This is a genomic window from Chelativorans sp. YIM 93263, from assembly GCF_028767125.1.
Lineage (GTDB): Bacteria > Pseudomonadota > Alphaproteobacteria > Rhizobiales > Rhizobiaceae > Chelativorans.
The window spans coordinates 108,959-126,985 of sequence record NZ_JAKCWP010000011.1 but is presented as its reverse complement, the minus strand read 5'-3'; the positions used below and the strand labels follow the sequence as shown (position 1 = coordinate 126,985).

Below are 18,027 nucleotides of genomic sequence, written 5' to 3'. Positions count from 1 at the left end.
CGCACCGTCGGCGCCGGCATCGTCGCAAACATCACCGAGTAAGTAACGGCAAGCATCCGGAGCGGCGCGGGTCCCCCGCGCCGCGGCGGAACGAGGATTTGACAAATGAACGGACAAAATATCCGTATTCGCCTCAAGGCGTTCGATCACCGGGTGCTTGACACCTCCACGCGTGAGATTGTCTCCACGGCGAAGCGCACCGGCGCCAATGTTCGTGGGCCGATTCCGCTGCCGACTCGGATCGAGAAGTTCACCGTGAACCGTGGCCCGCACATCGATAAGAAGAGTCGCGAGCAGTTCGAGATGCGGACTCATAAGCGTCTGCTGGATATCGTTGATCCGACTCCGCAGACGGTGGACGCCCTGATGAAGCTCGATCTGGCTGCCGGTGTGGACGTTGAGATCAAGCTGTAGGCGGAAGACAAGAGGATAGGACCCCGCATGGGGGCCGGCGATGCCGGCGAAGCGGGAAGCCTGAAAGGAAATCGAACCGATGCGTTCAGGTGTTATTGCACAGAAGGTCGGGATGACCCGTGTCTACAACGAGGCGGGCGAACATGTCCCTGTCACAGTGCTGCGCATGGAGAACTGCCAGGTCGTGGCTCAGCGCACTGAAGAGAAGAACGGTTACACTGCTGTTCAGCTCGGCGTGGGCCTCGCCAAGGTAAAGAACACGACGAAGGCGCTGCGCGGACATTTCGCGGCGGCTACGGTGGAGCCCAAAGCGAAGCTGGCCGAATTCCGTGTTTCGCCCGATAATCTGCTTGATGTCGGGGCCGAGATCACGGCGGACCATTTCGTTGCCGGCCAGAAGGTCGATGTGACGGGAACCTCGATCGGTAAGGGCTTCCAAGGCCCGATGAAGCGGCACAATTTCGGTGGTGGCCGGGCGACGCACGGTAACTCCATCTCCCACCGCTCGCACGGGTCGACCGGTCAGATGCAGGACCCGGGAAAGATCTTCAAGGGCAAGAAGATGGCCGGCCACATGGGAAACCGGCGCGTAACCAGCCAGAATCTGGAGGTCGTCTCCACGGACACCACACGTGGCCTTATTCTGGTTCGCGGCGCCGTGCCCGGCTCCAAGGGAGCGTGGATCATGGTGCGTGACGCAGTGAAGGTGCCGCTGCCGGAGAATGCGCCGCAACCCGGTGCCATCCGCACCGCGGCACAGAACGAGACAGCGAAGGCTCCGGAAGCCGCCGCCAGCGAGGGGGCTGAATAATGGATCTCAAGGTGACCACCCTTGCGGGTAAGGACGCCGGAAAGCTGGAGCTTTCCGAAGCAGTTTTCGGCCTTGACCCGCGAGAGGACATTCTGCATCGCGTCGTGCGTTGGCAGCTCGCGAAGCGCCAGCAGGGCACGCACAAGACGAAGGGCCGCTCGGAGATTAATCGCACCGGCGGAAAGATGTACCGGCAGAAGGGCACTGGCCGCGCTCGCCATTCCTCGGCACGCGTGCCGCAGTTCCGCGGTGGCGGTCGTGCGCATGGGCCGGTTGTTCGCAGCCATGCGCACGACCTTCCCAAGAAAGTACGTGCTCTCGGTCTGAAGCATGCGCTTTCGGCAAAGGCCAGATCGCAGGACATCATTGTAGTCGATGATTTGGCGCTGCAGGACGGTAAGACCAAGGTTCTGGTGGAGAATTTCTCCAAGCTGGGGCTGACCAACGCCCTGGTGATTGGCGGGGCTGAGCTTGACGCCGGCTTTAAGCGGGCGGCAGCCAACATCCCGAATGTGGATGTCCTGCCGGTTCAGGGCATCAATGTGTACGACATTATGCGCCGCGGCAAGCTGGTCTTGTCCAAAGCCGCGGTGGAAGCCCTCGAGGAGCGGTTCAAATGACGGATCTTCGCCATTACGACGTGATCGTCAGCCCGGCGGTTACCGAGAAGTCCACGATGGCTTCGGAGAACAATCAGGTGATCTTCAATGTGGCGCGCAAGGCCAACAAGCCTGAGATAAAGGCGGCAGTGGAAGCGCTGTTCAACGTGAAGGTCACAGGCGTCAACACGCATGTGCGCAAGGGCAAGGTGAAGCGTTTTCGCGGCACCATCGGACGGCAGAGCGACGTCAAGAAGGCGATCGTTACGCTGGCCGAGGGCCATTCGATCGACATCGCGACGGGTCTTTGAGAGGCCGCGGAGATTAGAATATGGCACTCAAGAAGTACAAACCGGTAACCCCGGGCCAGCGCCAGCTGGTGATTGTGGAGCGCTCGGGCCTGCATAAGGGTAAGCCCGTCAAGGGGCTGACTGAAGGTCTCTTCAGCAAGGGCGGACGTAACAACACCGGCCGCATCACGGCGCGCTTCCAAGGCGGTGGTCACAAACGTACTTATCGGCGTATCGATTTTAAGCGCCGCAAGTTCGATGTCTCCGGCGTGGTAGAACGCCTGGAGTACGACCCCAACCGGACGGGTTTCATCGCGCTGGTGCGTTATGATGACGGCGAGTTGTCCTACATTCTGGCACCTCAGCGTCTCTCGGTCGGTGATCGTGTGGTCTCTTCGGCCAACGGTGCGGACGTGAAGCCGGGTAACGCAATGCCGCTGTCGACAATGCCCGTCGGAACGATTGTCCACAACGTGGAGATGAAGCCGGGGAAGGGGGGGCAGCTTGCGCGTTCCGCCGGAGCTTATGTTCAGCTCGTCGGCCGCGACCAGGGGCGCGCTATTCTCCGTCTGAACTCGGGTGAGCAGCGCTTGGTTCCCGGCAGTTGCATGGCCACGGTCGGGGCCGTATCCAACCCCGATCACTCTAATATCAGCCTTGGCAAGGCGGGCCGCAAGCGTTGGATGGGCAAGCGCCCGCACAATCGCGGTGTGACGATGAACCCTATCGACCACCCGCATGGTGGTGGTGAGGGACGCTCCTCCGGTGGTCGGCATCCGGTTTCGCCTTGGGGCAAGCCCACCAAGGGTATGAAGACGCGGTCGAATAAGGCCACTGATAAATTCATTATGCGCTCGCGGCATCAGCGCAAGAAATAGGAAAGGTAGCGGCACGTGTCCCGTTCAGTCTGGAAAGGTCCGTTTGTTGACGGCTATCTGCTGAAGAAAGCCGACAAGTCTCGCGAGAGCGGGCGCAAGGAGGTGATCAAGACGTGGAGCCGCCGTTCCACGATCCTGCCCCAGTTCGTGGGGCTCACCTTCGGTGTCTACAACGGCCAGAAGCATATTCCGGTCTCCGTCAGCGAAGAGATGGTGGGCCATAAACTCGGTGAGTTCGCTCCGACCCGCACCTACTACGGCCATGGTGCGGACAAGAAGGCAAAGAGGAAGTAACCATGGGCAAGGCCAAAGCGCCGCGCAGGCTCGAAGATAATGAGGCGCGCGCGGTATTGCGCACGATCCGCGTCAGCCCGCAGAAGCTGAACCTGGTTGCCGCGACAATCCGCGGCAAGAAGGTCTCGAATGCGCTGAACGAGCTTGAGTTCTCGCGCAAGCGCATCGCCGGTACCGTCAGGAAGGTGTTGGAATCAGCGGTCGCGAACGCGGAGAACAATCATGATCTCGATGTTGACGCGCTCGTTGTGGCGGAGGCCTATGTCGGCAAGTCGATCGTGATGAAGCGTTTCCATGCGCGCGGTCGCGGTCGTGCCAACCGCATTCTGAAGCCGTTCTCGAATCTGACGATCGTCGTTCGCGAAGTCGAAGAACAAGTGGAGGCCGCCTGATGGGCCAGAAAGTAAATGCAACCGGCCTCCGTCTTGGCATCAACAGGACCTGGGATTCCCGGTGGTTCGCGGATAATGCCGAGTATGGGCACCTTCTTCATGAGGATCTGAAGATCCGCAACTATATTGAGAAGGAGCTCAAGCAGGCTGCGATTTCGAAGATCGTGATCGAGCGCCCCCACAAGAAGTGCCGCGTGACCATTCATTCCGCGCGTCCCGGCTTGATCATTGGCAAGAAGGGTGCGGACATTGAGAAGCTGCGGCGCAAGCTGACCCAGATGACCAATGCCGAAACCCATCTGAACATCGTCGAAGTGCGCAAGCCGGAAACCGATGCCGCTCTGATCGCGCAGTCGATCGCACAGCAGCTCGAGCGGCGCGTAGCGTTCCGTCGTGCCATGAAGCGCGCCGTTCAGTCGGCCATGCGCCTGGGTGCGGAAGGCATTCGAGTGAACTGCACGGGCCGCCTGGGCGGAGCCGAGATCGCCCGCATCGAATGGTACCGTGAAGGCCGTGTACCGCTGCACACGCTGCGAGCGGATATCGACTACGGCTCGGCGGAGGCCAAGACGGCCTATGGTGTTTGCGGCGTGAAGGTCTGGGTGTTCAAGGGAGAGATCCTGGAACATGACCCGATGGCCTCCGAGCGCCGCGCGGTTGAAGGCGAGCAGGGCGGCCGTCGCCGCGAAAATGCTTGAGCCGGAATTTTGGAGTAGATAAAGATGCTGCAACCAAAGCGCACGAAATTCCGCAAGCAGTTCAAGGGCCGCATCCATGGCGAAGCCAAGGGCGGCACTGAGCTGAATTTCGGCTCTTATGGATTGAAGGCCATGGAGCCGGAGCGGGTGACCGCTCGCCAGATCGAGGCGGCACGTCGCGCCATGACGCGCTACATGAAGCGTCAGGGCCGTGTATGGATCCGGATTTTCCCGGATTTGCCAGTCACGTCCAAACCCACCGAAGTTCGCATGGGTAAGGGCAAGGGCGCTGTCGATTACTGGGCGTGCCGGGTCAAGCCGGGCCGTGTCATGTTTGAGATCGATGGCGTGAGCGACGAAGTGGCCCGAGAGGCATTGCGTCTCGGCGCTGCCAAGCTTCCGGTCAAGACGCGCTTCATTCAGCGCATTGCAGAGTAGGAGAGGCACGTCATGAAGGCCGCTGATGTAAGGGCGATGACGCCCGATCAGCTCGAAGACGAGCTGCAGAATCTGAAGAAAGAACAGTTTAATCTCCGTTTCCAGAAGGCGACGGGGCAACTGGAAAAAACTGCGCGGGTCAAGCAGGTTCGTCGTGACATCGCGCGCATGAAAACAATTGCTGCCGAAAAATCGGCCGGCAACAAAGCCTGAAGGAACAGCGAGTATGCCAAAGCGCGTTTTGCAGGGCACCGTAGTTAGCGGCAAGAACGACAAGACAGTGGTCGTGCGCGTCGAGCGGCGGTTTGCGCATCCTCTTCTGAAGAAGACGGTGCGGCGCTCGAAGCGGTACAAAGCTCATGACGAGAACAATGCGTGCCAGGTCGGCGACACGGTGCTGATCCAGGAGACGCGCCCGATCTCGAAGGAAAAGCACTGGATCGTCGTAAACGAGGCCCAGGCTCAATAAACATTGGATTGGGGAGACGGACGCAGAAAGCCCGTTGCCCCGCACGATAAGAAAGAAGGCGGCCAGTCATGATTCAGATGCAAACAAACCTCGACGTGGCGGATAATTCCGGCGCTCGTCGTGTCATGTGCATCAAAGTGCTCGGCGGCTCGAAGCGGAAATACGCTTCCGTGGGCGACGTGATCGTCGTCGCGGTGAAAGAGGCGATCCCGCGCGGCCGCGTGAAGAAGGGCGACGTGATGAAAGCGGTTGTCGTGCGCACCGCGAAGGACATTCGCCGTCCCGACGGCAGTGTTATTCGGTTCGACAACAACGCGGCCGTTCTCGTCGACAACAAAAAGGAACCTGTGGGCACACGTATCTTCGGGCCGGTCCCGCGTGAATTGCGCGGTAAGAGCCATATGAAGATCATCTCGCTGGCGCCGGAAGTGCTCTGAAGGAGGCCGGAAAATGCAGAAGATCAAGAAAGGCGACAGTGTCGTCGTACTGGCCGGCCGGGATAAGGGCCGTACCGGTGAAGTTATCAAGATGATGCCTAAGGAAGACCGGGCGCTTGTGCGCGGTGTCAATCTCGTGCGACGCCACCAGAAGCAGTCCGCACAGTCCGAAGGTGGCATCATCACCAAGGAAGCGGCGATTCACGTTTCGAATCTGGCGCTGGCCGACCCTAAAGATGGAAAGCCGACCCGGGTCGGTATCCAGATCAAGGACGACGGCAGGAAGGTGCGCGTGGCGAAGCGCTCAGGAGAATTGATCGATGGCTAACGCAGAGTATCAGCCGCGCCTCAGAAAGAAGTATGACGAGGCCATCCGCAAGGAGCTCCTCGACACCTTCAAGTACTCGAACGGCATGGAAGTCCCGCGGATCGAGAAGGTCGTGATCAATATGGGCGTCGGTGAGGCCACCGGCGATTCCAAGAAGCCGACCTCCGCGGCGGGTGACCTGGCGCTGATTACCGGGCAGAAGCCGGTAATCACCAAGGCACGTAAGTCCGTGGCCGGGTTCAAGGTGCGTGAAGGCATGCCAATCGGAGCGAAGGTCACGCTTCGCCGGGAGCGCATGTATGAGTTCCTAGATCGGCTTGTGAATGTGGCGTTGCCGCGTGTTCGCGATTTTCGCGGGCTGAATCCCAAGAGCTTCGATGGTCATGGCAATTTTGCCATGGGTATGAAGGAGCACATTGTGTTCCCCGAGATCAACTATGACGATGTTGATCAGATCTGGGGAATGGACATCATCGTCTGTACGACTGCCAAGACCGATGAGGAGGCGCGTGCGCTTCTTACGGCCTTTAACTTTCCGTTTCGGCAGTAACGGCAGGCGGGAATAAGGAAGTTCCAAATGGCAAAAGTCAGCGCAATCGAGAAGAACAAGAGGCGCCGGAAGATGGTCGATCGTTACGCTGAGAAGCGTGCGGCACTCAAGGCCATCATCATGGATCAGAGCAAGCCGATGGAGGAACGCTTCAAGGCGCAGCTCCAACTCGCGGCTCTTCCGCGCAACTCGTCCAAGACGCGTATCCGCAATCGGTGTGATGTGACGGGGCGCCCGCGCGCTTATTACCGCAAGCTGCGGATGTCGCGTATTGCGCTCCGTGAACTGGGCAATGAAGGTCTGATACCTGGCCTCGTTAAGTCGAGCTGGTAAGGGAGCGAGTTATGTCTGTGAACGATCCGCTCGGCGATATGCTGACACGCATTCGCAACGCGCTTGGGCGCAAGAAGAACACCGTTTCCACGCCTGCCTCGAAGCTGCGCATGCGTGTGCTCGAAGTGCTCAAGGCGGAAGGATATATCCGCGACTACAGCCAGACCGATTACGGCAACGGAAAGTCAGAGATCGAGGTACAGCTGAAATATGCCGACGGTGAGCCGGTTATCCGCGAAATAGCGCGGGTATCGAAGCCGGGCCGGCGCGTTTATGTTTCGGTAAAATCGATTCCGCACGTGGCGAACGGCCTCGGCGTGGCGATCCTTTCCACACCCAAGGGCGTCCTGGCCGATCATGACGCTCGCGAGCAGAATGTCGGCGGAGAGGTGCTCTGCCAGATCTTCTGATCCGGCAGAGACCCAAGAGAAACGAGGACAAGACTCATGTCTCGTATAGGAAAAAGACCGATCCAGCTGCCGGATGGCGTTACGGCCACCGTTGAGGGCAAGACCGTAAAGGCCAAGGGGCCGAAGGGTGAGCTGCAGTTCGTCGTCAATGACGAAGTGCTTGTTAAGCTCGAAGGCGGTGCGATCAGCGTCGATCCGCGCGATCAGTCCAAGATGGCACGCTCCAAGTGGGGCATGTCACGCACGCAGATCGCCAACATCGTCGACGGCGTCAAGGATGGCTTTGAGAAACGCCTCGAGGTCAATGGTGTCGGTTATCGCGCTGCCATGCAAGGCAAGACCCTGCAGCTTTCGCTCGGTCTGAGCCACGATGTTCAGTATACGGCTCCGGAAGGCATCACGATTACCGTTCCTAAGCCGAACGAGGTGGTGATCAGTGGCATCGACAAGCAGGTCGTCGGGCAGGTCGCCTCGGAGATCCGCAAGTTTCGCGCGCCTGAACCCTATAAGGGCAAGGGCGTAAAATATGCGGGTGAGAAGATCATCCTCAAGGAAGGCAAGAAGAAGTAAGGAACGCAAGCCATGGGGTCTCAGGTATCCGTTACACGGCGTGCCGGGCGCGTTCGCCGGAAGTTGAAGGCGGTTGCCAATGGGCAACCACGGCTTTCCGTCTATCGCTCGTCCAAGAATATTTACGCCCAGGTTATTGATGACACGAAGGGGCATACGGTTGCAGCCGCCTCGACCTTGGAAAAGGATTTGAAGGGGCAGCTCAAGAACGGCTCTGACGTGGAAGCTGCGAAGGCAGTCGGAAAGCTGGTTGCCGAGCGCGCGAAGAAAGCCGGGGTCAGCTCGGTGGTTCTCGATCGTGGCGCCTATCTCTACCATGGTCGAGTCAAGGCACTGGCCGACGCTGCCCGGGAGGGCGGCCTGGAATTCTAGCAAATCCCGGGCACCGCGCGTGCCCGGGCATGTTCAACCCCGTGCTACCGGAAAAGAACAAGGACAAGGATAATGGCACAAGGCCGTAGGGACGATCGCCGCGATCGCGATGAACGCGACAGCGAGTTCGTCGACAAGCTCGTTCATATCAATCGTGTCGCCAAGGTGGTCAAGGGTGGCCGCCGTTTTGGCTTCGCTGCGCTCGTGGTTGTCGGCGACCAGAAGGGCCGCGTCGGCTTTGGACACGGCAAGGCGCGTGAGGTGCCGGAAGCGATCCGCAAGGCGACTGAGAGCGCCAAGCGCGATATGGTTTTCGTGCCGCTGCGCGCTGGCCGTACGCTGCATCACGATGTGGATGGTCGGCACGGCGCAGGCCGGGTAACTCTGCGTACCGCCAAACCCGGTACGGGGATCATCGCTGGCGGCCCGATGCGCGCTGTTTTCGAGACGCTCGGAATGCAGGATGTGGTTGCGAAGTCGCTTGGTTCGTCCAACCCCTATAACATGGTCCGTGCCACCTTCGACGCGCTGAAGCGTCAGCGGCACCCGAAGGACGTCGCCGCACAGCGCGGCATCAAGTACGCTACGCTCCAGGCGCGCCGCACCAGCGTGGCTGCCGGGGCAGGGGCGGAAGAGTAGGCTGAACGCGCCCGGTGGAAGGAAGAAAGACCATGGCTGAGAAGAAGAAGGGCAAGACGATCACTGTTGAGCAGATCGGTAGCCCCATCCGCCGTCCGTCCGAGCAGCGCAAGACGCTGATCGGTCTCGGGCTGAACAAGATGCACCGCCGGTCCACGTTGGAGGATACCCCCTCCGTTCGCGGAATGGTCCAGTCGGTGCAGCACCTCGTGCGCGTCGTCGACGAGGCCTGAGGAGCGATATTATGAAACTCAATGATCTCAGGGACAAGGAAGGCGCGGTCCACGCTCGCAAGCGCGTCGGTCGCGGCATCGGATCGGGCACCGGTAAGACCGGTGGTCGCGGTGTTAAGGGGCAGAAGTCGCGCTCCGGTGTTGCCGTCAAAGGCTTCGAGGGCGGCCAGATGCCGATTTATCGGCGGCTGCCGAAACGCGGCTTCGTGAACATCTTCGCCAAGAAATTCAACGAGGTTTCGGTTGGACGCCTGCAGGCTGCGATCGATGCCAAGAAGCTTGATGCTGGCGCAACGATCAATGGCGAGGCCCTGTTGAAGGCCGGTGTGATCCGTCGCGTGAAGGATGGTGTCCGTATCCTCGGCGGAGGCGAGCTGAAAACCAAGGTAACGTTGGAGGTTGCCGGTGCTTCCCGCTCTGCTATCGAGAAGGTCGAGAAGGCCGGCGGCTCGGTTAAGCTGCCCGAAGAATCGAAATAGAAATTGCACGGTGCAAGCGGCGAATTCGCCGCTTGCCGCTTGCAACCCGGCCATCCGGAGCTTATCTCGGGCGGCGATATATGTGCCGCAGAGGCTGACTCGGCGCCGCATATGGTTTGCCCGGAGCGAGGCAGCCACTTCATTGCGCTTTGATGTCGCGCATCGCTGAAGTGAAAGAAGCCTCCACTTTTCCTGGTCGCGTACGGGGCGCGTGACGAAGCGGAGAAATCGTTTATGGCATCGGCAGCCGAGCAACTTGCGTCCAATCTCAATTTCGCGGCGTTTGCCAAGGCCGAGGATCTGAAGAAGCGCATCTGGTTCACCCTCGGTGCTCTGCTGATCTACCGGCTTGGCACATACATTCCGATGCCCGGCATTAACCCTGAAGCGTTCGCCCAGGCATTCCAGCAGCAGTCCGGTGGCGTACTCGGCATGTTCAACATGTTTGCCGGTGGCGCGGTCGAACGTATGGCAATTTTTGCTCTCGGGATCATGCCGTACATCTCGGCATCGATTATCATGCAGCTGATGACCTCCGTCGTTCCCTCGCTTGAACAGCTCAAGAAGGAGGGCGAGCAGGGCCGTAAGGTTATTAACCAGTATACGCGATACGGCACGGTTCTGCTGGCCACCGTCCAAGCCTACGGAATTGCCGTGGGGCTCGAAAGCGGCGCGAATATCGTAACGGATCCGGGCTGGTTTTTCCGCATCTCCGCTGTGATTACGCTGGTGGGCGGAACGATGTTCCTGATGTGGCTCGGCGAGCAGATCACCGCGCGTGGAATCGGTAACGGCATTTCGCTCATCATCTTCTCAGGGATCGTCGCCGGTTTGCCGTCGGCGATCGGCGGCACACTCGAACTTGGGCGCACCGGTGCGATGTCCACCGGTCTGATCCTGGCAATTATCGTTTTGGCCGTGGTGGTAATCGGCATCATTGTCTTCTTCGAGCGCGCGCAGCGCCGCCTGCTGATCCAGTACCCGAAGCGGCAGGTGGGAAATCGCATGTTCCAGGGTGATACATCGCACTTGCCGTTGAAGCTGAACACGGCCGGCGTCATTCCGCCGATCTTCGCCTCCTCACTGCTTCTTCTGCCGACCACGGCTGCCGGCTTTTCCGATACGACGCAGCTTCCGGGCTGGGCCGGTACGGTGCTGGCAACGCTTGGGCATGGCCAACCGCTATACATGTTGCTCTATGCCGCTCTGATCGCGTTCTTTGCCTTTTTTTACACGGCCATTGTTTTCAATCCGAAGGACACTGCCGACCAACTGAAGAAGCATTCCGGCTTCATTCCGGGTTATCGGCCGGGCGAGCGCACCGCCGAATACATAGATTATGTGCTGACCCGCATCACCGTTGTCGGCGCAATCTACCTGGTTCTGGTATGTCTGCTTCCCGAGTTCCTCATCGCGGCAACGGGTGTGCCATTTTATCTCGGCGGCACATCGCTGCTCATCGTGGTCAGCGTGACGCTGGATACGGTATCGCAGGTTCAAGGACATCTGATTGCGCATCAGTATGAGGGATTGATCAAGAAATCCAAGCTGCGGGGAGGAAAGAGGGGACGATGAGGTTGATAATTCTCGGACCGCCCGGGGCGGGGAAGGGCACGCAGGCACAAATCCTGGTCGAGAAGTACGGCATTCCGCAGTTGTCCACTGGCGACATGCTGCGCGCAGCGGTGAAGGACGAAACCGATGTCGGTAAGCGCGCGAAGGCAGTTATGGATGCCGGTGAGCTGGTTTCCGATGCTATCGTTAATGCCATAGTCGCCGAGCGGATCGGGCAGGAGGATTGCGCGAACGGCTTTATTCTCGACGGCTATCCGCGCACGCTAGCGCAGGCGGATGCGACTGAGGCGATGCTTGCCGAGCGCGGGTTGGAACTGGATGCGGCGATCGAGTTGCAGGTCGACGATAAGGTTTTGATCGGCCGCATCGTAAAGCGGGCCCAAGAGGCAAAAGCCACAGGAGAGTCGGTGCGTAAGGACGACAATGCCGACGTCTTCGAGGAGCGGCTGCGCGAGTACTACAAGAAGACTGCGCCCCTGATCGGCTACTACTATGCCAGGGGAAAGCTCCATCAAGTGGACGGCATGGCCGAGATAGAGGAAGTGACTGCCGATATCGAAAAGATCCTGAGGCAGTAGGGGAAGGCAGCAAAGCGACAGGGTGTCGTGAGTTGCGACTGTACGCAAAGCATCCTGCGTTGCTGCCCGAAAGAAGATCGCCGGGGGGATTGACTTTTCCTGGTGATTCCGTCAAGGACGGTGCCAATTCGCTTAATGTGTGAAGCGGTCGGCGCCGGTCGAAATCGTAAAGGTCGGGGCCGGGCGCTTTCGTCTTGTCCGGCCGAAGCTGAAAGTGGCTGCCGGATATGGCGGCGGAAATCAAGGAGAGCCGACGTGGCCCGTATTGCTGGCGTCAATATTCCGACCAACAAGCGCGTAGTGATCGCGCTTCAGTATATTCATGGCATCGGGCCGAGGCTTGCCCGGGATATCGTGACAGGTGTCAATATTCCGGATGAGCGTCGCGTGAGCGAGCTTACCGATGCCGAGCTGCTGCAGATTCGCGAGATGATCGACCGCGAGTACCAGGTCGAAGGTGACCTGCGTCGCGAGAGGTCGATGAACATCAAGCGTCTCATGGACTTGGGGTGCTATCGCGGTCTTCGTCACCGGCGTTCGCTCCCGGTGCGCGGCCAGCGTACGCATACCAATGCGCGTACGCGCAAGGGGCCGGCGAAGCCGATCGCAGGCAAGAAGAAGTGATTTAGGGGAGTAAGGGAGCAGGGAGTAGGGCGTTGTATCGCCGCGATACGATCTCCCTGGTCCTCTACTGCCGTGTTCCCCTACGCCTCTGATAAGGTGGAGCCGCTGGAAATACGGCGGTGTAGAGATCGTTCGAAAGGAAAGAAATGGCTAAGGAAGCCGCGCGCGTTAAGCGCCGTGAACGCAAGAATATTTCGTCGGGTGTGGCGCACGTCAACTCGACGTTTAACAACACGATGATTACGATCACCGACGCACAGGGCAATGCGATTGCCTGGTCGTCCGCAGGTGCGCAGGGCTTCAAGGGCTCGCGCAAGTCCACGCCGTTCGCTGCGCAGGTGGCCGCCGAGGATTGCGCTCGCAAGGCGCAGGAGCATGGCATGCGCACTCTGGAGGTCGAGGTTTCCGGCCCCGGTTCGGGCCGTGAATCGGCGCTGCGTGCCCTGCAGGCCGCCGGCTTCACTGTCACCTCGATTCGAGACGTGACGCCGATCCCGCACAATGGGTGCCGACCGCGCAAGAAGCGTCGCGTCTAGGAAAATACTATCGTACGAGCGCCCGTGTGCTCCTCTGCGGTTTCCAGATCGCCCGCCACGATAGGATGGTGGTGGGGTAACGGAAGGAACAACTACTCATGATTCAGAAAAACTGGCAGGAACTCATCAAGCCAAACAAGATCGAGTTCACGTCGAAGGACCGGATGCGCACGACGCTGGTCGCCGAGCCGCTGGAGCGCGGATTCGGTCTGACCTTGGGCAATGCGCTGCGCCGTGTTCTCTTGTCGTCGCTGCGTGGTGCGGCTGTAACCGCCGTGCAGATCGATGGTGTTCTGCACGAGTTTTCGTCGATTGCCGGCGTGCGCGAGGACGTGACCGACATTGTCCTCAATATCAAGGAGATCGCCGTCAAGATGGACGGCGATGGGCCGAAGCGTATGGTTGTGCGTAAGCAGGGACCGGGTGCGGTGACGGCTGGTGATATCCAGACCGTTGGCGACGTGGAGATTCTCAACCCCGATCACGTGCTGTGCACGTTGGACCGGGACGCGGAAATCCGCATGGAGTTCACGGTCAACACCGGCAAAGGCTATGTCCCCGCCGACCGCAATCGCGCCGACGACGCGCCGATTGGGCTTATCCCGGTCGACAGTCTCTATTCGCCGGTCAAGAAGGTCTCCTATAAGGTAGAGAACACCCGCGAGGGACAGGTTCTCGACTACGACAAGCTGACCATGACTCTCGAAACCGATGGCTCCGTTTCCGGTGAGGATGCCGTGGCCTTCGCCGCGCGTATCCTGCAGGACCAGCTTGGCCTGTTCGTCAATTTCGAAGAGCCGCAGAAGGAGCAGCCCGCCGAACAGGTGACCGAGCTTGCCTTCAACCCGGCGCTTTTGAAGAAGGTCGACGAGCTGGAGCTTTCCGTCCGCTCTGCAAACTGTCTGAAGAACGACAATATCGTCTATATCGGCGATCTGATTCAGAAGACGGAAGCCGAGATGCTTCGCACGCCGAATTTCGGCCGCAAGTCTCTCAACGAGATCAAGGAAGTTCTGGCGTCCATGGGCCTTCATCTCGGAATGGACGTCCCGGATTGGCCGCCGGACAACATTGAAGAGCTCGCCAAGCGCTATGAAGATCAGTATTGACCCCTGCGGCAAGCGGGCCGAAGGGAATGTAAGGAGATAGAGCCATGCGCCACGGAAAATCCGGCCGCAAGCTGAACAGGACGTCGAGCCACCGTAAAGCCATGTTCGCCAACATGGCGGCGTCGCTCATCGAGCATGAGCAGATCGTTACAACGCTGCCGAAGGCGAAGGAGCTGCGGCCCATCGTCGAGAAGCTGGTTACGCTTGGCAAGCGGGGCGATCTGGCGTCGCGTCGGCGCGCCATTGCAGCCATTCGCGATGAAGCTCTCGTGCGCCGGCTTTTTGATACGATTGCGCCGCGTTATGCGGAGCGTCATGGCGGTTACACACGGGTCATGAAGGCAGGTTTCCGCTATGGTGACAGCGCCCCAATGGCGGTCATCGAGTTCGTCGACCGCGAGGTGGAAGCCAAGGGTGCCGCGGACCGCGCGCGCCTTGCCGCCGAGACGGAGAACGAGGAAGCCGAAGCGGCATAAGCGCGTCCTTCAGCTTTGTGTTGAAAGAGGGGGCCTCTCGGGGCCCCTTTTTTATTTTTGATGGGAGTTGTTTGCCGCATTCCCGGCCTTTCAAAATGCACAATCATCTGTGAAAACAATCATCTGTGGAAGGGGCGATCTTGATGGAGACGGGCCGTTCAATGCTGATACGTTTCGTACGCGGTGCGCTTTGCGGGTTGGCCATTCTTGGTGGCGGGAGTTCGGCCGTAGCGCCGGCAGGCGCTCAGGAAAGCATCATCAACAGGAATTTCCTCCAGGACTTCCTGCGCGGTCCGCGCGACGATGAGGAGCAATCGGCGTCACCGGAACGGCGCGTTCCGTTCTCGTCGGAAGAAATCCAACTCTCCTTCGCACCACTGGTGCGCGAGACGGCGCCCGCTGTCGTCAACGTCTATGCATCTTCGCGCGTCCGCTCCCGGTCGCCGTTTAGCGGGGACCCTTTCTTCGAACGCTTTTTCGACCTGCCTCAAATGCCCCCGCGCCTGCAATCGTCGCTTGGCTCCGGCGTACTGGTCGATCCCTCCGGGATCATTGTCACCAATCATCATGTGATCCGTTCTGCAGACGAGGTGAAGATCGCGCTATCGGATGGCCGGGAATTTTCCAGCAAGGTCCTGCTCCAGGACGAAGGTCTCGACCTCGCGGTTCTCAAGATTGAAGGAACGGGGCCCTTTCCCGCCGCCCGCTTTGGTGATTCCGAGTCGCTCGAGGTGGGGGACCTCGTGCTGGCTATCGGCAATCCTTTCGGCGTCGGGCAGACGACAACGAGCGGTATCGTCTCCGCACTTGCTCGTACGCCGGGGGGCATCTCCGATTTTGGCTTCTTTATCCAGACCGACGCAGCGATTAATCCGGGAAATTCCGGCGGCGCTCTTATTGACATGAATGGCGAAGTCGTCGGCATCAACACCGCGATTTACAGCCGTTCTGGCGGCTCGAACGGCATCGGCTTCGCTATCCCCGCCAACATTGTGCAGGCTGTGGTCGAAGCGGCCAAGGCGGGGGCCGAGTATTTCCAGCGTCCGTATGTCGGAGCGAGCTTCGATCGGGTAACGCCGAACATAGCCGAGGCGCTCGGTATGGAGCGACCGATGGGCGCTCTGGTGACCGATGTGGCCGCGGGCAGCCCCGCGGAGGAGGCAGGACTGAGGAGCGCCGATGTTGTGGTTGCTGTAGATGGTAGACCGGTGGAGACACCTGAGGCGTTAGAGTATCGGATCGCCACCCGGAATATCGGAGAAATCGCCGAGATCGAAGTCCTGCGCAATGACGAACGCCAGCGGTTGAAACTTGCCATCCAGCGTGCACCAGAAGGGGATGGACGGAAAGTCGAAGTTGGCGGCAGAGGCCCCTTTGCCGGGGCGCATGTCGCGGCATTGTCGCCAGCGCTCGCTCAGCGCCTTCGCGTTTCAGCGGAAGGCGAAAGCATCGTGATCGTGGATGTCGAGCGAAATTCTCCGGCGGCTCGGATCGGGCTGCGTCCGGGCGACATTGTACGTGAGCTCAACGGCGAGGAAATGACCAGCGTCGACCGGATGAAGGAAGTGGCCGAAAGCGACACGCGCTGGTGGCGATTTACCATCGAGCGCGACGGGCGCATAATCCGGCAGACCATGCGATTTTAGCGTATCAATGAGTGATCTCTTCGACACAGGCGACTCCAAGCCACCCGAACCTGGAAAGCCGCTCGCCGACAGGCTTCGCCCTGACCGACTCGATGAAGTGGTGGGCCAGGAGCATCTGACGGGTGAGGATGGGGCGCTGACACGTATGATCCGTGCCGGCTCCCTCGGTTCGCTGATCTTCTGGGGACCGCCGGGAACGGGAAAGACCACAGTTGCGCGCCTGCTGGCAAATGAAACCTCGCTCGCCTTCGAGCAGATTTCGGCCATCTTCTCCGGAGTGGGAGAACTGAAGAAGGTGTTCGAGGCAGCGCGACTGCGCCGCTCCCAAGGACGCCAGACGCTGCTGTTTGTCGACGAAATCCACCGTTTCAACCGCGCCCAGCAGGACTCGTTTCTGCCAGTGATGGAGAACGGTACAGTCGTGCTGGTGGGGGCGACCACCGAAAACCCGTCGTTTGAGCTCAATGCCGCGCTCCTCTCCCGCGCACGGGTTCTGCTTTTTCACACGCTTGAATCCGATAGCCTGGAGCGTCTCCTTCAGCGCGCCGAGGCTGCTGAAGAACGCCCGCTGCCGCTGGACGAGGAGGCGCGAGCAGTGCTTCTTCGCATGGCTGACGGGGATGGGCGCGCGGCCTTGACCTTGGCCGAGGAGATCTGGCGCGCTGCAGGTGATGGCGAAATCTTTGATGCCGAGGCGCTGCAGCGGATCGTGCAGCGGCGTGCGCCGGTCTATGACAAGAGCCAGGACGGGCATTACAACCTCATCTCGGCGCTTCACAAATCGGTGCGCGGTTCGGATCCCGATGCCGCGCTTTACTATCTCTGCCGCATGTTCGATGCGGGGGAGGATCCGCTCTATCTCGGGCGGCGCCTGGTGCGCATGGCGGTCGAGGATATCGGGTTGGCCGATCCGCAGGCGCTGTCCATCGCGAACGCCGCGAAGGACGCGTATGATTATCTCGGTTCACCGGAGGGCGAATTGGCACTTGCGCAAGCCTGCGTCTATCTGGCAACGGCCCCCAAATCCAATGCGGTATACACCGCCTTTAAAGCAGCCATGGGCGCGGCGAAGGAGCACGGATCCCTTTTGCCTCCGAAGCACATTCTCAACGCGCCGACAAAGCTGATGAAGCAGACCGGCTATGGCGGCGGATACCAGTATGATCATGATATGCCGGAAGCCTTTTCGGGACAGGATTACTTTCCTGAGGCGATGGGTCGGCAATTGTTTTACCGTCCACCCGAGCGCGGATTTGAGCGCGAGATTCGCAAGCGGCTGGACTACTGGGCGAAGCTGCGTCGTGACAGGGCAGGGGAGAACAGTTAGCACCGTTTAGCGGCTGGTGCTGTCAACGTCTGTCGGGTGAACAAAAATGAGGCGAAAGAGGACAGTGAACTGGTCGGTGATCGGCTTCGTTCAGAACCGCACCAACGCGCCTAGCTGAGCTGCACATGTACCAGCTATTCCTTGTCTGCCTCGGCGGCGCACTGGGTGCGGGCCTTCGTCACCTGAGTGTATCGGCAGCCGGACGGGCGTTCGGCTTGGCGTTCCCCTGGGGAACGCTGGCGGTGAACATTGCCGGAAGTTTCATCATGGGGCTGTTCATTGAGGCGCTTGCCCGCCGTTTAGGTGCTTCGCAGGAGGTACGTCTGTTCGTTGCCACCGGCATACTGGGCGGCTTCACCACCTTTTCTGCTTTTTCACTGGATGTCGCCATCTTATGGGAACGTGGTGCGTTAGCGCCGGCGGCAGCCTATGTCGCGGCCAGCGTGGCGGGCGCGATCCTCGCCCTGTTCGCAGGATTATGGCTCGCCAGAAGCGTGCTCTAGTGCTATTGCGCCCCGAAAG

Annotated in this window: 30 protein-coding genes; all 30 read left to right on the top strand. The window is 59.9% G+C overall.

What is annotated here, in order from left to right; genetic code table 11:
* The first annotated feature begins 105 nt into the window (after positions 1-105).
* The gene (gene rpsJ, locus LY631_RS19040) at positions 106-414 is read left to right on the top strand and encodes a 30S ribosomal protein S10 (RefSeq protein WP_274427177.1); all 309 of its coding nucleotides are present in this window, start codon (positions 106-108) and stop codon (positions 412-414) included.
* Between the two features lie 79 nt (positions 415-493).
* Positions 494-1,225, top strand: a complete 732-nt coding sequence (gene rplC, locus LY631_RS19035) for a 50S ribosomal protein L3 (protein WP_274427176.1) — start codon at positions 494-496, stop codon at positions 1,223-1,225.
* Positions 1,225-1,845 (top strand): 50S ribosomal protein L4, encoded by a 621-nt coding sequence (gene rplD, locus LY631_RS19030; protein ID WP_274427175.1) that lies wholly within the window; start codon positions 1,225-1,227, stop codon positions 1,843-1,845. The genes rplC and rplD overlap by 1 nt, the downstream gene beginning before the upstream one ends.
* A complete protein-coding gene (locus LY631_RS19025; protein WP_274427174.1) occupies positions 1,842-2,135 on the top strand; it encodes a 50S ribosomal protein L23 in 294 nt (97 codons plus the stop codon). The genes rplD and LY631_RS19025 overlap by 4 nt, the downstream gene beginning before the upstream one ends.
* 20 nt (positions 2,136-2,155) lie before the next feature.
* Positions 2,156-2,992: a 50S ribosomal protein L2 gene (gene rplB / locus LY631_RS19020; RefSeq protein ID WP_274427173.1), complete on the top strand. Its 837-nt coding sequence runs from the start codon at positions 2,156-2,158 to the stop codon at positions 2,990-2,992.
* A 15-nt stretch (positions 2,993-3,007) separates the two neighbouring features.
* Positions 3,008-3,286, top strand: coding sequence for a 30S ribosomal protein S19 (gene rpsS / locus LY631_RS19015; RefSeq protein WP_011581012.1), 279 nt, complete (start codon positions 3,008-3,010; stop codon positions 3,284-3,286).
* Positions 3,287-3,288: 2 nt separating this feature from the next.
* Positions 3,289-3,678, top strand: coding sequence for a 50S ribosomal protein L22 (rplV, locus tag LY631_RS19010; RefSeq protein ID WP_274427172.1), 390 nt, complete (start codon positions 3,289-3,291; stop codon positions 3,676-3,678).
* On the top strand, positions 3,678-4,376 hold the full coding sequence (gene rpsC, locus LY631_RS19005; protein WP_274427171.1) for a 30S ribosomal protein S3: 699 nt from the start codon (positions 3,678-3,680) through the stop codon (positions 4,374-4,376). The genes rplV and rpsC overlap by 1 nt, the downstream gene beginning before the upstream one ends.
* 24 nt (positions 4,377-4,400) lie before the next feature.
* A complete protein-coding gene (rplP, locus tag LY631_RS19000) occupies positions 4,401-4,814 on the top strand; it encodes a 50S ribosomal protein L16 (RefSeq protein WP_274427170.1) in 414 nt (137 codons plus the stop codon).
* A 12-nt stretch (positions 4,815-4,826) separates the two neighbouring features.
* Positions 4,827-5,027, top strand: a complete 201-nt coding sequence (gene rpmC, locus LY631_RS18995) for a 50S ribosomal protein L29 (RefSeq protein WP_274427169.1) — start codon at positions 4,827-4,829, stop codon at positions 5,025-5,027.
* Positions 5,028-5,040: 13 nt separating this feature from the next.
* Positions 5,041-5,283: a 30S ribosomal protein S17 gene (gene rpsQ, locus LY631_RS18990; protein WP_274427168.1), complete on the top strand. Its 243-nt coding sequence runs from the start codon at positions 5,041-5,043 to the stop codon at positions 5,281-5,283.
* Between the two features lie 68 nt (positions 5,284-5,351).
* On the top strand, positions 5,352-5,720 hold the full coding sequence (gene rplN, locus LY631_RS18985) for a 50S ribosomal protein L14 (protein WP_274427167.1): 369 nt from the start codon (positions 5,352-5,354) through the stop codon (positions 5,718-5,720).
* 13 nt (positions 5,721-5,733) lie between these two features.
* On the top strand, positions 5,734-6,048 hold the full coding sequence (gene rplX / locus LY631_RS18980) for a 50S ribosomal protein L24 (protein WP_274427166.1): 315 nt from the start codon (positions 5,734-5,736) through the stop codon (positions 6,046-6,048).
* Complete coding sequence (rplE, locus tag LY631_RS18975; RefSeq protein WP_274427165.1) at positions 6,041-6,598, top strand: 50S ribosomal protein L5; 558 nt, start codon at positions 6,041-6,043, stop codon at positions 6,596-6,598. The genes rplX and rplE overlap by 8 nt, the downstream gene beginning before the upstream one ends.
* Before the next feature lie 27 nt (positions 6,599-6,625).
* Positions 6,626-6,931 carry a 30S ribosomal protein S14 gene (gene rpsN, locus LY631_RS18970; RefSeq protein WP_274427164.1) on the top strand — a complete coding sequence of 102 codons (306 nt, stop codon included), beginning with the start codon at positions 6,626-6,628 and terminating at the stop codon, positions 6,929-6,931.
* Positions 6,932-6,942: 11 nt separating this feature from the next.
* A complete protein-coding gene (rpsH, locus tag LY631_RS18965; RefSeq protein WP_274427163.1) occupies positions 6,943-7,341 on the top strand; it encodes a 30S ribosomal protein S8 in 399 nt (132 codons plus the stop codon).
* Between the two features lie 36 nt (positions 7,342-7,377).
* Positions 7,378-7,911, top strand: coding sequence for a 50S ribosomal protein L6 (rplF, locus tag LY631_RS18960; protein WP_274427162.1), 534 nt, complete (start codon positions 7,378-7,380; stop codon positions 7,909-7,911).
* Between the two features lie 12 nt (positions 7,912-7,923).
* On the top strand, positions 7,924-8,283 hold the full coding sequence (gene rplR / locus LY631_RS18955) for a 50S ribosomal protein L18 (protein ID WP_274427161.1): 360 nt from the start codon (positions 7,924-7,926) through the stop codon (positions 8,281-8,283).
* 72 nt (positions 8,284-8,355) lie between these two features.
* Positions 8,356-8,922 (top strand): 30S ribosomal protein S5, encoded by a 567-nt coding sequence (gene rpsE, locus LY631_RS18950; protein ID WP_274427160.1) that lies wholly within the window; start codon positions 8,356-8,358, stop codon positions 8,920-8,922.
* Positions 8,923-8,954: 32 nt separating this feature from the next.
* On the top strand, positions 8,955-9,155 hold the full coding sequence (gene rpmD / locus LY631_RS18945) for a 50S ribosomal protein L30 (protein WP_274427159.1): 201 nt from the start codon (positions 8,955-8,957) through the stop codon (positions 9,153-9,155).
* An 11-nt stretch (positions 9,156-9,166) separates the two neighbouring features.
* The gene (gene rplO, locus LY631_RS18940; protein WP_274427158.1) at positions 9,167-9,634 is read left to right on the top strand and encodes a 50S ribosomal protein L15; all 468 of its coding nucleotides are present in this window, start codon (positions 9,167-9,169) and stop codon (positions 9,632-9,634) included.
* A gap of 234 nt (positions 9,635-9,868) precedes the next feature.
* A complete protein-coding gene (gene secY / locus LY631_RS18935) occupies positions 9,869-11,209 on the top strand; it encodes a preprotein translocase subunit SecY (RefSeq protein WP_274427157.1) in 1,341 nt (446 codons plus the stop codon).
* Positions 11,206-11,787 (top strand): adenylate kinase, encoded by a 582-nt coding sequence (locus LY631_RS18930; protein ID WP_274427156.1) that lies wholly within the window; start codon positions 11,206-11,208, stop codon positions 11,785-11,787. Before secY ends, LY631_RS18930 begins: the two co-directional genes overlap by 4 nt.
* 255 nt (positions 11,788-12,042) lie before the next feature.
* Entirely contained in the window at positions 12,043-12,411 is a 369-nt protein-coding gene (gene rpsM / locus LY631_RS18925; protein WP_274427155.1) for a 30S ribosomal protein S13, read from the top strand.
* 146 nt (positions 12,412-12,557) lie between these two features.
* Positions 12,558-12,947, top strand: coding sequence for a 30S ribosomal protein S11 (gene rpsK / locus LY631_RS18920; RefSeq protein ID WP_274427154.1), 390 nt, complete (start codon positions 12,558-12,560; stop codon positions 12,945-12,947).
* Between the two features lie 98 nt (positions 12,948-13,045).
* A complete protein-coding gene (locus LY631_RS18915; RefSeq protein WP_274427153.1) occupies positions 13,046-14,056 on the top strand; it encodes a DNA-directed RNA polymerase subunit alpha in 1,011 nt (336 codons plus the stop codon).
* A gap of 44 nt (positions 14,057-14,100) precedes the next feature.
* Positions 14,101-14,532 carry a 50S ribosomal protein L17 gene (rplQ, locus tag LY631_RS18910; RefSeq protein WP_274427152.1) on the top strand — a complete coding sequence of 144 codons (432 nt, stop codon included), beginning with the start codon at positions 14,101-14,103 and terminating at the stop codon, positions 14,530-14,532.
* Between the two features lie 161 nt (positions 14,533-14,693).
* Positions 14,694-16,178, top strand: coding sequence for a DegQ family serine endoprotease (locus LY631_RS18905; protein ID WP_274427151.1), 1,485 nt, complete (start codon positions 14,694-14,696; stop codon positions 16,176-16,178).
* A gap of 7 nt (positions 16,179-16,185) precedes the next feature.
* Complete coding sequence (locus tag LY631_RS18900; RefSeq protein ID WP_274427150.1) at positions 16,186-17,505, top strand: replication-associated recombination protein A; 1,320 nt, start codon at positions 16,186-16,188, stop codon at positions 17,503-17,505.
* A 125-nt stretch (positions 17,506-17,630) separates the two neighbouring features.
* Positions 17,631-18,008 carry a fluoride efflux transporter CrcB gene (gene crcB, locus LY631_RS18895; protein WP_274427149.1) on the top strand — a complete coding sequence of 126 codons (378 nt, stop codon included), beginning with the start codon at positions 17,631-17,633 and terminating at the stop codon, positions 18,006-18,008.
* The last annotated feature ends 19 nt before the right edge of the window (positions 18,009-18,027 follow it).